15 protein-coding genes and 1 riboswitch are annotated in these 15,022 nt (G+C 37.1%); of the genes, 13 read left to right on the plus strand and 2 right to left on the minus strand.

What is annotated here, in order from left to right:
- The first annotated feature begins 148 nt into the window (after positions 1–148).
- The 8 genes from ACZ2V4_RS05005 to ACZ2V4_RS05040 all read left to right on the plus strand — a co-directional run bounded on the left by ACZ2V4_RS05005 (position 149) and on the right by ACZ2V4_RS05040 (position 8,563).
- Positions 149–928, plus strand: coding sequence for an SDR family NAD(P)-dependent oxidoreductase (locus tag ACZ2V4_RS05005; protein ID WP_219493929.1), 780 nt, complete (start codon positions 149–151; stop codon positions 926–928).
- A gap of 117 nt (positions 929–1,045) precedes the next feature.
- Positions 1,046–1,432 (plus strand): GntR family transcriptional regulator, encoded by a 387-nt coding sequence (locus tag ACZ2V4_RS05010; protein ID WP_086038145.1) that lies wholly within the window; start codon positions 1,046–1,048, stop codon positions 1,430–1,432.
- Positions 1,413–2,318, plus strand: coding sequence for an ABC transporter ATP-binding protein (locus tag ACZ2V4_RS05015; RefSeq protein WP_490514576.1), 906 nt, complete (start codon positions 1,413–1,415; stop codon positions 2,316–2,318). The genes ACZ2V4_RS05010 and ACZ2V4_RS05015 overlap by 20 nt, the downstream gene beginning before the upstream one ends.
- Positions 2,290–4,197, plus strand: coding sequence for a hypothetical protein (locus ACZ2V4_RS05020; protein ID WP_490514577.1), 1,908 nt, complete (start codon positions 2,290–2,292; stop codon positions 4,195–4,197). The genes ACZ2V4_RS05015 and ACZ2V4_RS05020 overlap by 29 nt, the downstream gene beginning before the upstream one ends.
- 48 nt (positions 4,198–4,245) lie before the next feature.
- On the plus strand, positions 4,246–5,775 hold the full coding sequence (locus tag ACZ2V4_RS05025) for a phospholipase D family protein (protein WP_219493932.1): 1,530 nt from the start codon (positions 4,246–4,248) through the stop codon (positions 5,773–5,775).
- Positions 5,776–5,855: 80 nt separating this feature from the next.
- Positions 5,856–5,961: riboswitch (SAM riboswitch) on the plus strand.
- 73 nt (positions 5,962–6,034) lie between these two features.
- Positions 6,035–7,051: a methionine ABC transporter ATP-binding protein gene (locus ACZ2V4_RS05030; protein ID WP_219494806.1), complete on the plus strand. Its 1,017-nt coding sequence runs from the start codon at positions 6,035–6,037 to the stop codon at positions 7,049–7,051.
- On the plus strand, positions 7,041–7,706 hold the full coding sequence (locus ACZ2V4_RS05035; protein WP_219493934.1) for a methionine ABC transporter permease: 666 nt from the start codon (positions 7,041–7,043) through the stop codon (positions 7,704–7,706). The genes ACZ2V4_RS05030 and ACZ2V4_RS05035 overlap by 11 nt, the downstream gene beginning before the upstream one ends.
- Positions 7,707–7,720: 14 nt before the next feature.
- On the plus strand, positions 7,721–8,563 hold the full coding sequence (locus tag ACZ2V4_RS05040; RefSeq protein ID WP_219493935.1) for a MetQ/NlpA family ABC transporter substrate-binding protein: 843 nt from the start codon (positions 7,721–7,723) through the stop codon (positions 8,561–8,563).
- 81 nt (positions 8,564–8,644) lie between these two features.
- On the opposite strand, the gene ACZ2V4_RS05045 is transcribed toward ACZ2V4_RS05040, so the two are convergent.
- Entirely contained in the window at positions 8,645–9,187 is a 543-nt protein-coding gene (locus tag ACZ2V4_RS05045; protein WP_413474105.1) for a TetR/AcrR family transcriptional regulator, read from the minus strand.
- Positions 9,188–9,327: 140 nt separating this feature from the next.
- On the opposite strand from ACZ2V4_RS05045, the gene ACZ2V4_RS05050 reads away from it, so the two are divergent.
- The 3 genes from ACZ2V4_RS05050 (at position 9,328) to ACZ2V4_RS05060 (ending at position 12,388) form a co-directional block, all read left to right on the plus strand.
- On the plus strand, positions 9,328–9,978 hold the full coding sequence (locus ACZ2V4_RS05050; RefSeq protein ID WP_219493937.1) for an HlyD family efflux transporter periplasmic adaptor subunit: 651 nt from the start codon (positions 9,328–9,330) through the stop codon (positions 9,976–9,978).
- Positions 9,979–9,990: 12 nt separating this feature from the next.
- Positions 9,991–11,769, plus strand: a complete 1,779-nt coding sequence (locus tag ACZ2V4_RS05055) for a DHA2 family efflux MFS transporter permease subunit (protein ID WP_490514578.1) — start codon at positions 9,991–9,993, stop codon at positions 11,767–11,769.
- Positions 11,770–11,848: 79 nt separating this feature from the next.
- Positions 11,849–12,388, plus strand: a complete 540-nt coding sequence (locus tag ACZ2V4_RS05060) for a ribonuclease FAU-1 family protein (protein ID WP_283721850.1) — start codon at positions 11,849–11,851, stop codon at positions 12,386–12,388.
- 34 nt (positions 12,389–12,422) lie between these two features.
- Here the strand turns inward: ACZ2V4_RS05060 and ACZ2V4_RS05065 are convergent, their stop codons facing one another.
- Entirely contained in the window at positions 12,423–13,292 is an 870-nt protein-coding gene (locus ACZ2V4_RS05065) for an SDR family oxidoreductase (RefSeq protein WP_283727175.1), read from the minus strand.
- Positions 13,293–13,396: 104 nt separating this feature from the next.
- Between ACZ2V4_RS05065 and ACZ2V4_RS05070 the strand changes: the two genes are divergently transcribed.
- Both ACZ2V4_RS05070 and ACZ2V4_RS05075 read left to right on the plus strand, forming a co-directional pair.
- Positions 13,397–14,128 (plus strand): TatD family hydrolase, encoded by a 732-nt coding sequence (locus ACZ2V4_RS05070; protein WP_490514579.1) that lies wholly within the window; start codon positions 13,397–13,399, stop codon positions 14,126–14,128.
- Positions 14,129–14,143: 15 nt separating this feature from the next.
- Complete coding sequence (locus tag ACZ2V4_RS05075; RefSeq protein ID WP_490514580.1) at positions 14,144–15,004, plus strand: LysR family transcriptional regulator; 861 nt, start codon at positions 14,144–14,146, stop codon at positions 15,002–15,004.
- The last annotated feature ends 18 nt before the right edge of the window (positions 15,005–15,022 follow it).

A 15,022-nucleotide genomic window follows, 5' to 3' on the forward strand; every position in this document is an offset into this window, starting at 1 on the left:
CTTTAAAATAACAATATTTTTCGAAGAAAAAAGACAAACTCACTTTTAGAATTGTGAGTTTGTCTTCAGTCTGAGCACCTTATTGATAAGGTGCATTTTTTTATACTTACTTTAATATTTGTTATGATGAGAGAAAGGAGCTGAGGGTATGGATTTAGGTTTAAAGGGTAAAGTAGCTATAATTACAGGTTCAAGTAAAGGTATCGGTAAGGAAACTGCGACGGTATTAGCTGCAGAAGGTGCTCGTGTAGTGATTGCTTCCCGTCATGAAGACGAACTGATTAATATTGCAAAGGAAATTAAGGAGCAAACAGGTCAAGAAGTATCTTATCAAGTATGTGATGTTACGAAGGAAACGGACTGTAAACAATTTGTTCAAAAAGCAATCGATACGTATGGAAAGCTTGATATACTCATCAATAATGCAGGAAGTGCGTTTGCTAAAAATTTCGAAGATGTTTCGCTGGATGACTGGCAGGATGATCTTGACCTCAAACTATTCGGTGCGCTTCATATGTTACATGCAGCATTACCAGAACTTAAGAAGAATGGGGGCGCCATAGTCAATCTTACAGCCATTGCTGGCAAAAACCCTCCAGCCGATACAACACCAACCTCTGTCACGCGTGCAGCAGGACTTGCATTGACGAAGACATTAAGTAAGGATCTTGCACAGTATAATATTCGTGTGAACGCTGTATGTATCGGTCTGATTCGCAGTGGTCAGATTGAAAAACGCTGGCAGGAGGAAGCACCTGAAAAGCCTTGGGAAGAATATGCAAGAGATCCTAAGTTTGAAATTCCGATTGGTCGTATTGGTGATACTAGAGAAGCGGCGAATGTCATTTCATTCTTAGTAAGTGATGCAGCAAGTTATGTTACGGGTACTGCTGTAAATATCGATGGTGGTAAATCACCAAGTCTTTAATGAAGATAGCATCGGGATATTTCCTGATGCTATTTTTTTTGTCAAAAGGTTGACGAATGCTGTATTAAGTGTATTATATTATATAGTACAGTTAATACAGTAGAACGGAGAGGTTTTATGATATCAATCGACAATAGGAGTCGTATTCCGATATATGAGCAGCTTATCAATGGATTTAAGCTTCAAATTATGAATGGCGTTCTGCTACCGGATGAAAAGCTGCCGTCCGTGAGACAGCTTGCGCAAGAGTTAACCATTAATCCGAACACTATTCAAAAGGCATACCGTGAACTAGAACATCTAGGTTACACCTATTCAGTCCCAGGTAAAGGAAGCTTTGTAAACACCATTCAAAATGAGATGAATAAGGAGCGCATCAACATGTTAACAGAGACATTGCATAAAACAGTGCAGGAATTACTATTTCTAGGTCTGACGAAAGAAGAGATTATAGCAGCAATTGAAAACATGAGGGGTGAGCACGATGACAATCAAACTGAATAAGGTCAGCAAGTCATTTGGAAAGTTCAAAGCGGTGGATGAAGTTGACTTAATAATAAAGCAAGGTTCAATTCAAGGGTTACTTGGAAGTAATGGGGCAGGTAAGACAACATTGCTCAAGCTAATTGCAGGTATCTATAAAAGTGATACTGGACAGATTACAGTAAATGATGTGGATATATTCGAAGACATCCATTATAAGGCGCATATGATCTTTATCTCTGATATTCCTTATTTCTTTGGACATGCGAGTCTGGATGAGATGTCTGAGTTCTATAAAATGATGTTTCCCGATTTCAGTGAAGAACGATACAAACAGCTTGTAAAAGTGCTTAATATGAATCCATCTAAGAAGATTGCAAAGTTATCAAAAGGTATGCAGCGTCAATGTGCATTTATACTAGCGATTGCAGCACGTCCTAAAGTTATGCTGCTGGATGAACCGTTTGATGGATTAGACCCGATTGTCAGACATACAATCAAGAACATCTTGATTCAGGATGTTACTAATCATGACATGGCTTTGTTCGTGTCTAGCCATAATTTAAGAGAAATGGAAGATTTCTGTGATGCGGTAACTTTGATGCATGAAGGACGCGTATTGATGACACGTGACCTTGATGACTTAAAAGGAAATGTAGCTAAAATACAGATGGCTTTCAGCACATTACCTGATGAATCATTCTATAAAGGGATGAATGTTATCGAGAAAGTGACTAAAGGACGTGTAGTTACTTGTATCGTAAAAGACAACCTAGACAGAGTAGAAGAATATATTACAACAGCAGATCCACTGCTCTATGATATATTACCGCTCACATTAGAAGAAATCTTTACATATGAATTGGGAGGTTACGGTTATGCAATTGAAAACATCATTGTGGAATAAAGCGCTGTTCAGAAACTTATCACGCAATATCATGTTTTTGACGGTAATTAATATCATCTGTACATTTATTTTAGTGCCGTTCTCCTATTTTATGATGGATGTTGAAGGTACGAATAATATTAGTAAGTATATTATCGGCTCATTAAATACAGCAGGGCTATATTTCTTTGGCGCAATGATTTATGCAGGATTAAGCGGTATTTTTATTACCTATTTCTTTAAAGGGCAAGGTGCATCTGACTTTATTCATAGTCTGCCGATAAAACGTTATCGTATTTTAAATACAGTTTACCTAACATATTTTACGCATGTGCTCCTCAATTTATTGATAAACGGTGTTATCACATTAATATTCGGGATTAAATTTAATGGCATAAATATTGAGAAAGTGCTGATATGGGTGCTGTTAAGTTTACTCATTCATCTGTTTATCTTTAGTTTAACTGTATTGTTAGGCTTATTGATAAATAATTACTTAAGTCATACTGTTGGGACGATAGCACTGCTTATTTCCCCGGTAATTATGGGAACACTAATCTATACAACGCATATGGTATTATTCAAAGGTCTTTCGGAATATCCTACTGTGCTGCTTAATGATATTACGATACCTGTAAAATTTATGGAATTCGTGATTGCAGATCGCTATCACTTTGTCTATTTGGTCGTGGTGTTTGTAATATCAATCGTCATGATTGCACTTTCTTATTATGCATATATGCGACGTAAGAATGAGCGCATCAATGAACCTTATGCGAATCAGTTTATCTATTTGATTATTTATTTTATTATGCTGTTTATAGCGACCATGCTAGGAGGATTGATATTCAGCTCATTATTTAGTGAGATGAAGATTATATCACTCATCATCTATGCAATCGCATTTACAGTTGCGTTCATACTAATGGAAATGATTTCACAAAAGTCTGCTCGAATCACTTTCGATAAGCGACTTTATATCACTTCGTTCGCGATTGTAGCTGCTGCGTTGATATTAGTTTTTATTTCAGGATATATGCGTGAACAATTTATACCTGATAAAAAAGAAATCTCATCTGTCGCAACAACTTTTGAAGATGCTAATCAAATATACATGAATCAAAGTTTGCTGAACGATACGAAAGTAAGCAATCAAGCATTTATTGATAGTGTTGTCGATGCGCATAAACAATTAAAGAACGCAAAAAAAGATGTATATAACAATGATGTAGCAGTCCGTACGATACATATTCAGTATATTATGAATAATGGTCGAGTAGTTGATAGAAATTATGAAGTCTTTGAAAAAGATTATGATAACTACATTAAGCGTGTCAATACAGAAGGCAATATGAAAGCGCTAGTCACTGCACTTGATCTTAGTAAGCATAAAAAAGATCAAATTTCTATTACCCATGAAGTGAATAACGATTCATTTACGGGTGACAGCATGAATAACAAACAAAAAGAAAAGCTTATAAAAGTTCTGGAAACAAGTATTAAAGAAAGAAGTTTTAATTCAAATCTTGAAGCAGGAAAAACAAAGTATAGTATTACTTTCGATTATGAACATGTTAAATCGAATGGAATGGTTACCGAGTCTGGAAGTTATGACGTTCCGATTTCGATATACGATACGAAGTTAATACAATTTCTAATTGATGAGGAAATCATCTCTGAGCCGAGTGATGTACTAAAAGATGGCAACGTATATGAACTTCCACGAAAAACATCTTTTGAACATGTCAGAAATATTGAAACGATAAATGAAGTAAAAGGTGCGAAAAAAATAGACAGAAAAGAATTTAAACGCATGGTAAACGCACAGCAGATTGATTCAAAAGGGCAACGAATCTTCGTTATTGATAGCCCGGAAAAATCATTTATATTTATAAAATAAGCAGGGAACTCCCTGCTTTTTGTTATAATTTATATGAGGAGGTGTGCTATGGCGACAAAAAGGAAAGCAGTTCAGACAAGAAAGCAATCTACAGCTAAAAAGCGTCCTGTGAATAAAATGCGTAAGACAAAAAGATCAAGGTCAAAGTCAAAGTTTAAATTCAAGCATTTCGTTATTCTAGGATGTATCATTTATATATGCAGTGTCATCTATGGTGCGTTCAAACCATTGCCAGGTGGCGTCAGCAAATGGTTTGAATCAAGTAAGACAAATGATGTGAAACTACTTGTAGACAAAACGTATGAGAAAGAAAATCATATGTATTATAACCATGAAATATTCAATGAACAGTTGAAAACGATTCAAGAAGCAGATGATTTTATCATTTTAGATATGTTTTTATTCAACAATACATATGACGGACAAAAAAAATTCACAAAGCTGACAGAAACACTGACGCAAGCATTGATTGATAAGAAAAAGGAAAGTCCCAATATTCGCATCTACATGTTGACAGATCCCATCAATTCTTTTTATGGAAGCTATACACCAGAGCACTACAGAAAATTGCGCGATAACGGTATCGTACTCTATGAAACGAACCTTGTGAAACTAAGAGATTCCAATCCACTTTATTCCGGGTTATGGCGTCCGACATTAAGATGGTTCGGTAATAATGAGAACGGAATAATCACGAATATATTTTCTAAGGACGCACCAAATGTTACTGTAAGAGGATTCGGCAGATTGTTGAATATGAAAGCGAACCATAGAAAAACACTGGTCACTGAAGATGCAGCAATAATCTCAAGTAGTAACCCCCATGATCCGAGTGCCCATCATCAGAATATTGCAGTAAAAGTGACAGGTAAGCTACAGGAAGATTTGATAAAAAGTGAAGTGAGTGCACTTAATATGAGTGGCAGTAAGCTGTCCGCAAGTGACTTTAATATTACGCACCGTGCATATAGTAGTGACATGGACTATACTACAACATTAGTCACAGAAGGTAAGATTAAAGCTGCACTGCTCGAACAGATCAATATGACGAAAACGGGAGATCGTGTGAAAATGGGGATGTTCTATCTTTCTGACAGAGATATCATTAAAGCATTGATAAAAGCATCGAAACGAGGTGTCGGGATTCAGATGATACTGGATGTGAATAAAGAAGCATTTGGTAAGGAAAAACCTGGTATTCCAAATAAACCGGTCGCACATGAGCTAGTATCCAAATCAAATGATAGGATCCAAGTAAAATGGGCGGTAAGTCATGGTGAACAATTTCATGCGAAGTATACGTTATTCCAATATAAAGATAGCAAGACGAGTACACTGGTACTCGGTAGTGCTAATCTGACACGTCGTAATGTTGGGGACTACAATATGGAGACAGATGTTATTATTAGTGGACGCAGTGATCTTCCGGTCTTCCATCGACTGAATCGGGAATTTAGTGCGATGTGGAATAATGAACAGGCTTATGTTACAGACGATTATGAAGTGAAGAAAGATCCGTCATTTATTAAAGATGTCATATACAGAGTCCAAGAATTTACAGGAATATCAAGTTTCTAATATAAAAAAAGTTGAGTAAATTCTGAAAATACATTGACTTATAAATCTAACCCATGTAATATAAAAAACAACTTAATCATATTTTATCAAGAGAGACAGAGGGATATGGCCCGACGAAGTCTCAGCAGCAGACTCTTTAGAGAGCACTGTGCTAATTCCATCAAGCTTTAGCTTGGCAGATAAATGTTGACCGTCAAACGCTCATTTAGCTCAGGCTAAGTGAGCGTTTTTTATTTTAAGGAGGAAAGAATGAATGGGAATTATTGAAGTACGAGACGTGACGAAGGTTTATCGCACGAAAAAAGGTGACATCAATGCTTTAGACCATGTCAGCTTAACTATTGAAAAAGGTCAGGTCTTCGGTATTGTAGGATATTCAGGTGCGGGTAAATCTACTTTACTTAGACTGATCAATCGACTTGAAAAACCGTCGACAGGTCAAGTGTTTGTTGAAGGTAATGAGATTACAGCATTGAAAGAAAGTGCGCTTAGAAAACAGCGACAGAATATTGGAATGATCTTTCAGCAGTTCAACTTATTTAAATCGAAAACAGTCAGTGATAATATCCGATATCCATTAAAGCTGACAAAGAAATATAGCAAGCAGGAAATTGAGGCGCGAGTGGATGAACTCTTAAACTTTGTTGGCCTGAGTGACAAGAAAGATGACTATCCAAATCAACTTTCAGGAGGACAGAAGCAGCGTATTGGTATTGCAAGAGCCCTTGCAACTGAACCGGATATCTTATTATGCGATGAAGCAACGAGTGCCCTGGATCCAGAGACAACAGACGATATCCTGGAATTACTCAAGAAAATTAATCAGCGGCTCAATATTACGATCGTTATTATTACCCATGAGATGGAGGTCGTCAAAAAGATTTGTGATGAAGTGGCTGTAATGGAAAAAGGGAAGGTTGTTGAGCAGAATAAAGTGTTCGAGTTATTCACTTCACCGCAGCATGCAACAACAAAACGATTTGTCCACAGTGTGCTGAATGATGATATCCCTAAAGATATTGACATTAGTAATCGACGTTTATATCGTTTTATATTCAATCATGAACAAATATTAAAACCGGCACTAAGTGAAGTTGGACGTCAGTATCATGTAGATTTCAATATTTTATACGGCGGTATAACGGAGTTAACCGATAAGTTATTTGGTAATTTACTGATTGAAGCGGTCGGACAACCAGAACATATAAACAGTGCGCTAGACGATCTCATACAAAAAGGCATTAAAGTAAAGGAGGTTGAAGGATTTGAAAACTGATATTACGACGTTCTATCCCGTTATTATCGAACAGACAATTAATACACTGATCATGGTTGCGATCACGTTAATCTTTGCAACGCTCATTGGACTACCAATTGGCATACTGCTTTATGCAACAGCAAAAGGTAATATACTCGAGAATAAAGTAGTGAACAGTATATTGAACGCCATTATTAATACGATACGCCCAATACCTTTCATCATATTTCTAGTAGCATTGATTCCGATAACCCGAATTCTAGTCGGGACATCTATCGGCATCTGGGCAGCAATATTTCCGATGACACTTGCAGCCTCGCTTTCTATCGCTCGAATTGTAGAAAATAACATCGTGTCTGTAGATAGAGGAGTCATTGAAGCAGCTGAAGCAATGGGATCAAGCAAGTTCGACATACTGTTCAAAGTACTCATCCCAGAAGCGGCAGGCGCTTTAATATTAGGTCTTACATTTACAACTGTATCTTTAATAGAATTCTCAGCTGTGGCAGGACTTGTTGGTGCAGGTGGAATTGGATATTTAGCATTTACTTATGGATATCAAAGATTTGACGTGCTGATCATGTTTATAACAGTCGTCATTCTGATTATATTAGTACAAATTACACAATTTATCGGTAACAAAGTAGCAAGCATATATACAAGTAGATTATAAAAGGAGAAAAAAATATGAAAAAATTATTGGTATTATTATTATCGTTAGTGGTTGTACTTGCAGCATGTGGAGGAAAAGAGGATAAAGATAAGACAGTAAAAATCGGTGTTACAGGTATAGATTCAAAGGTATGGGAAGTTGTTAAAGAAGAAGCGAAAAAAGAAGGCATTAATATTGAGTTTGTAGAATTTCAGGATTACACAGCACCAAATAATGCTTTGAATGAAGGTGAAATCGATTTAAACGCATTCCAGCATTTCGCATTCTTAGACCAATTTAAAAAGGATCATAAATTAGACCTTTCAGTTGTAGGGACTACAGTATTTGCACCACTAGGTGTATATTCAGAAAAAGTAAAAGATATTAAAGATATCAAAAAAGGTGAAACAATCGCAATTCCAGATGATGTAACAAATCAAGCACGTGCACTTCGCTTATTAGAAGCAGGTGGACTGATTAAGTTATCAGATGACTTCGGATTATTTGGTGGTCCAGATAAGATTAAAGAAAACAAGTTAAACCTTAAGATTAAACCGATTGAAGCACAGCAGACACCACGTGTATTACCAGATGTTGCAGCAAGTATTATCAATAACGGTGTTGCAGCGCGTGCAGGATTTAGTCCGCAAGATGATCCAATTTACTTAGAAGATTCAAATAGTGAAAATGTTGCACCGTATATCAATGTAATTGCTGCACAGACGAAAGATAAAGATAACAAGACATATAAAAAGATTGTAGAACTCTATCATTCAGATAAAGCGAAAGATGCATTGAAAGAAGACACAAAAGATGGCGAAATTGCGAAGAACTTAAGCGCAGACGAAATTAAGAAAATTGAAGAAGGATTAAAATAAAAGGACGTGACACGAGCGTTCAGATACGAATGAAATCATGAAAAGATGGCTGGAGATAATTTTCCAGCCATCTTTTTAATATTAGCGATTAATTTTCATGATGTTATTATGAATAATCTTGCTGATAACTTCAGGAGGTTCCGGACAATCATTTTGTAACCAGAAATACAACACACCGAACTGGCCCCCTAATGTGTAACTGATAAAATAATCAGGATACTGAAGACTAGCAGTTGTTTCAAGGACGTGCATATAATTATTGCGCCAATTTGATAATAATTTCTGTGTAAAGTTTTGTGCAGGATGCAAGGTGAGTAACACTCTGAAGAATTGTCTGTGCTCATAAATATACTGGAATATGTGTTCAAGGTATTTTTCTATTGATGATTTTTTGTCTCTCTGTAAGTGAAGGTCCTGCAGATCAGTATATAATATTGATTCTAGATGTGAAATATGTGAATCTATCATGCTATCCAGTAATGCGTATTTGTCTTCAAAATAAGCATAGAAAGTAGAACGATTAATACCAGCTTTATTACATAGCATCTTTATCGTTATTTCTCTAAATCGGTGTTCTTCCAGCAATTGTATTAAACTGTTTTCGATTAACTGTTTTTTGTCCATACATGACTCATTTCTTCTTATTTAATAGTATTATCTATTTATTTTACTTAATTTCCAACAGATTCACAAATATTGTTGGTTGATTGTTTAGTAAATCATTATATAATATTGTTTATGCGAAAAATTGGGAGGAAGTATACATGAAAAAATTAGTAATGATCAATATTTTAACTTTAATCATCTTAGCAGTGCTTGGCGTAGTCGCTTTTCACTTCTATGATGAAGCAACAAACTATGTAAAGACGGACAATGCGAAGATTGACGGAGAGCAAGTCTCTATTGCAAGTCCAGTTGCAGGTAAATTAGTTTCATTCAATAAAACGGTAGGCGACAAATTATCTAAGGATGACAAACTTGGTACTGTAGCAGGTGCTGGTCAAGACGGTAACCCAACTAAGGTTGATATTACGATGCCACAGGATGGCACGATTGTGAAGAAGCAAGCAACAGAAAATGGATTTGTAGGTGCTGGTACTCCGATTGCCTATGCTTACGATATGAATCAATTATTCGTTACTGCAAACATTAAAGAAACTGAACTTGACGGTGTTAAAAAGGGTCAGGATGTCGATGTATATGTCGATGGATATAAAGATACGACTTTATCTGGGAAAGTTGAACAAATTGGTTTAGCAACAGCATCTAGCTTTAGTCTATTACCTTCATCAAATGGTAATGCAAACTATACGAAGGTAACTCAAGTTGTTCCAGTTAAGATTGAACTTTCAAAAGGAAAATCGTTAGACATTTTACCAGGAATGAATGTAACTGTACGCATTCATAAAAACTAAGGAGGTTATCGTATGACCTCGATGATTATTTTATACAGCTTATTTTCTTTGCTGACATTCTTCGTCGTTAATAGAGTAATGCTTAAAAGAAAGCGCAAAGCTCAGCATCGTTCTATTCAAAAACAAGATAAAAAAGTATATGAACCAGTGTCAAACGCACAAGTTAAACCTACAACTGCACCGAAAATAAGTGAATCACATATACAAGATGAGAAAATGAAACAGGAAATAGATGTCAATCGTCCTGTACATGAACAGGTGAAAAAGCCTGAAGCACTTGTAACGTTCGGTAAAGGTATCACTTTGGCGAAGATTATTACTGCGCTCATGGCGGGGATGTTCGTTGCAATATTAAATCAAACGTTAATAAACGTGGCACTCCCTGTTATGATTAATGACTTCAGTATTTCTACTTCAACTGCACAATGGTTAACAACAGGGTTTATGCTTGTAAACGGGATTCTCGTTCCTGTCAGTGCTTATTTGATTCAGAAGTTTACGTATCGTCAGCTCTTTATGTTTGCGATGATTGCATTTACAATAGGTTCTGTTATCTGTGCCATAAGTACGAACTTCCCTGTAATGATGACAGGTCGTGTAATTCAGGCGGTTGGAGCAGGAATCTTGATGCCACTTGGAACAAACGTATTTATGACAGTCTTCCCGCCTGAGAAACGTGGAGCTGCAATGGGAATGATGGGGATCGCCTTCATTCTTGCACCTGCAATTGGACCGACATTAACGGGTTGGGTTATTCAGAACTATCATTGGAATGTGATGTTCTATGGGATGTCTGTTGTAGGAATACTCGCAATTATTATCGGTTTCTTCTGGTTCAAAATCTATCAACCGATAAGTAATCCTAAGCTAGATGTCCCTGGTGTCGTATTTAGTTCACTAGGATTTGGTAGTTTGCTTTATGGCTTTTCTGAAGCGGGGAATAAAGGCTGGGATTCAGCAACTGTAATTACAATGATGATCATTGGACTCTTATTCGTTGCATTATTTGTTTATCGAGAAATTTCTATGAAAGCCCCGATGATGGATTTACGTGCGTTAAAGTATACAGGGTTTTCATTTACATTGCTGATCAATGTAATTGTAACGATGAGTTTATTCGGAGGTATGTTACTTCTGCCTGTATATCTTCAGTCTATTCGAGGTTTTTCTCCTTTAGATTCAGGATTACTACTATTACCTGGCTCGCTACTCATGGGACTCATGGGACCTATATCGGGTCGTCTGCTTGATAAATTTGGAATTAAGCCGATTGCGATATTTGGATTATTTATTATGACGTATGCAACATGGGAACTCACAAAATTGAGCATGGATACTTCTTATTCAACGATATTAGGGATCTATGTACTGCGTTCTTTCGGTATGAGCTTTATTATGATGCCCATTATGACTGCAGGTATGAACGCATTACCACAAAGAATGATTCCGCATGGCAACGCCATCAGTAACACGGTACGTCAGCTTGCAGGGTCTATCGGTACTGCTGTACTGGTTACGATTATGACACAACAGACCACAGCACATGTCGGTGATATTTCGAATACAATGGATAAGACGCATCCAGAAATTGCAGGACAGTTCGCTGAGATTGGTCGCAGTGTCGGATCACAAGAAGCGGGTGGTCAACTTGTAATGGGATATCTTCAGAAGGTCGCAACAATCAATGGTATTAACGATGCCTTCTGGGTAGCGACAGCGCTAAGTGCACTGGCATTTATACTGTCCTTCTTCTTAAAAGGAAAAGAACATTATCGTGCTGAAGAGCTTTAATTAAAAATAAACAAGTAAGGCATAATTATTTGTCATACTTGTTTATTTTTATATAATAAAGAATAAGGAGTGAGGCGATATGAAGACAAAGTACATTGATAAAAGAAGTTGGCGTCGTCTCTTAAAGAAACATTATAAGGAAATTCGTGTCAGTGATGAGTGGTTTGATGGGATAATCGGTGAGATTGAGATGATAAAGGTAAAGTCACCGCTAGAAATTAAGGTTATCGATCAAAGCATTGTAGTAGCTGACAACGGGTTTCGCTGGTTGCAAATCTTACCGAAAGATAAGCACTATAGCATTACTGTAATGTATGATGCACAAGATAAGCCGCTACAGTATTACTTCGATATTAATGATGAGAATATTGTGGAAATGGGTGAGGCAAGAACCCATGATCTCTATCTTGATGTACTTGTATTACCTGACGGACGCTATGAACTAGTAGATGAGGCAGATGTGAAACGTGCACTTAAAAAGCAGGTTATTACGCAGGCGCAATATGATCTTGCCTATAAGACTGCTCAAGAAGTGATGGATGAAGTGAAAGACAACTTCATATGTTTTGAACAGCTCGCAAGCAAGTGCAAAGCCGAAATTAAAACGGAAAGGACATAGTCGTCCTTTCCGTTTTAATTTTATTCAATGCATTTTAACCTGAAATGTAGTCTCCACCATTGATATGAATTGTTTCACCAGTGATATAAGATGCATCGTCACTAGCAAGGAATACATATGCCGGTGCAATCTCGCTTGGTTGCCCGCGACGTTCGAGGGCGGTTTCCTGTCCATGCTTCTCTACCTTTTCAGCAGGGAACGTTGCAGGAATGAGCGGTGTATAGATTGGTCCTGGTGCAACAGCATTTACTCTAATGCCTTCTTCTGCTATGTTTTGTGAGAGTGAACGTGTAAATGATGTAATCGCACCTTTAGTAGCAGAGTAATCAATTAATGTTTTAGAACCTCTATAAGCAGTCACACTGCTCGTATTAACAATGGCATCACCTTTAGAAAGATGCGGTAGTGCAGCTTTAGTAACATACATCATACCGAATATATTCGTTTCGAATGTTTCTTTAATCTGATCACTAGAAATATCAAGTAAACTTTCTTGTGGATACTGTACGCCTCCATTATTCACAAGAATATTTAAACTTCCGAATTCCGATGTAACATCTGCGATTAATTGATTACATTGTTCTTCTGATTTAAGATCGAAAGCATAGGCCTTTGCTTTAACGCCAAGTGATTCTAGACGTGCGACTGTATCTTTGGCGTCTTCATGTTCGTTATAGTACCCAATCGCAATGTCTGCACCTTCTTTTGCATAACATATGGCTACAGCACGACCTATACCTGAGTCACCACCGGTAATAAGCGCGACTTTCCCTCTTAATTTATCTGATCCTTTATAATTATCATCTTCTGCAATCGGTTTTGGATCCATTTCTTTTTCGATACCAGGTTGTTCGGGTTGTGTATAACCTTTAATTTCTTTATCGATCTTTTCATATTTGTTCATTATGACTCCTCCTCAAATTGATAGTAATAATTAACTATTCCTTTTATGTGACCCTTTAAAACATTGTGTAAAATTTATGTTAAAATCAAAATGAGGTGTTTATGATGATAGATGCACATATTCATATCGATCAGTATAGCGATAAAGATATTCAAGATATCATGGCGCAAAATATACAGTGTGTTGCTGTTGCAACAGACTTGAAGAGTTGCTATCGACTACTTGCACTTAAGAATGAAAATATTCATATTGCTTTAGGGTATCATCCTGAGCAGCGCATTGATAAAAATGAAGTAGAAGAAATTCTTCGCTTAATCGATACGCATCATCATGAGATTGTGGCAATCGGTGAAGTGGGCTTGCCGCAATATTTAATGCGTCAGGATCAATCGATAAAATTGCAGCCGTATATTGATATATTGGAAGCATTCATGAATAAAGCGAGAGCCCATCAACTCCCTGTCATCCTCCATGCTGTCTATGACGATGCGAGAATAGTGATGGAACTCTTAAGAGAATATCAAATTCAAAAAGCGCATTTTCATTGGTTCAAAGCAGATAAAGATGTATTGGAAGAGGTTTTAAATAGTGATTACATGGTCAGTGTAACGCCTGATATTCTATGGAATGTAAAGACCAGAAGAGTAGCCCAGGCTTTCCCGCTCCATCGACTCATGATAGAAACAGATGGTCCATGGCCGCACGAAGGGTTTGAAGCAAAAGAGATTAAATCGCAACTTTCTGCTATAATAAAGGAGCTAGAGCTGTTTTATCCGAAGGCAGAAAACATAGAATCTATTATGACGTATAACACGAAAGCTTTCTATCGAATTTAAGATTGAGGATATAATATGAAAATAGATGATTACAGATTACTTGTAGCTTTGGATGAGGAAGAGACGCTTCGTAAAGCTGCTGAAACCTTATATATTTCTCAGCCCGCAGTCAGTCAGCGACTCAAGACCATCGAGAACGACTGGGGCACGGAAATTTTTATTAGAACGAAGAAGAAGCTGATTGTCACAACCCACGGCGAAGCGATTATTAATCACGCACGTAAGATGCTGAAAGAAGAGACAAATCTTAAAGAAATGATTCGTTCTTCTGAAGGTGTGGTGAACGGGAACCTGTCAATTGGTGTATCCTCGTTGATTGGACAGACAGTACTACCGACTGTACTTGAACGTTTTGTACATGAGTATCCTAATGTGAAGATTCAGTTGCAGGTTGGTTCCAGTACACGCATTATGAATAATCGTCATGACTTCCACGTGTCCGTTATACGTGGAACAAAGATAATGAACCTCCATAATGAACGGCTGATGCAAGAAAAGCATTATTTTATTTATCCGAAGGGTAAGAAGGATGTATTAGATACATTACCGATGATTGAATTTCAGGCAGATCCGGTCTATTTGAAAGAGATAGAACAATGGTACACTGAGTTATTCAACAAAGAATATGCACCACAGATAAAGACAGATCAGATAGCGACGTGTAAGGCACTCCTATTAAGTGGGGTAGGGATGACTGTACTTCCTGAAATTGTAGCAGAAGATATTGATCGTAAAGAGTTTGAAGTTAAGCTTGTCGAGGCACATGGACAGGAATTATTAAGGGAGACATACATATCCTATGAGAATGATATATTGAGTCTCCCTCAGGTGAGTGCGTTTATCGCATTATTAAAAGAAGTCGTCAACGGCTTATGAATTGAAAGAGGATAGCAA

It is taken from the genome of Macrococcus sp. CoH-51_TC_04, assembly GCF_058188655.1.